The sequence below is a fragment of the Anoxybacillus sp. LAT27 genome (genome assembly GCF_022030075.1).
In the GTDB taxonomy this organism is placed as follows: domain Bacteria; phylum Bacillota; class Bacilli; order Bacillales; family Anoxybacillaceae; genus Anoxybacillus; species Anoxybacillus kestanbolensis.
The window spans coordinates 1-289 of sequence record NZ_JAIWYK010000117.1 but is presented as its reverse complement, the minus strand read 5'-3'; the positions used below and the strand labels follow the sequence as shown (position 1 = coordinate 289).

The window sequence follows — 289 nt, the reverse complement described above, 5'->3', positions numbered from 1 at the left end:
CGCTGCTCGTCTACGGCCAGCAGGACAAGCGGATGCACGCGTACGGCCGGCTGCTGGCCAAGCGCCTGCCCCATGCCCGGCTGGTCCTGATTCCCGGCGTCACGCATCAGGTCGTCACCCGGGGCGCCGATGCGTGTAACGAACGGTGCCGGGCGTTTGTCCAATCGGTTGGACGCGAGACTGTCGATGTAAGGTGAGCGCAGAGGCATCCGTCCGGTTGGGTCTTTGCATGGACCCGGCGGATGAAGCCGAAAAAGGCTGCCGCCCATGCAAAAAGGCTGCCGAGCAC

At 65.4% G+C, this 289-nt stretch carries 1 protein-coding gene; it reads left to right on the top strand.

The features are described from left to right. On the top strand, nucleotides 1-197 hold a 197-nt coding region (locus tag LD028_RS08765; protein ID WP_369414818.1), incomplete at its 5' end, for an alpha/beta fold hydrolase. Nucleotides 198-289 lie beyond the last annotated feature (92 nt).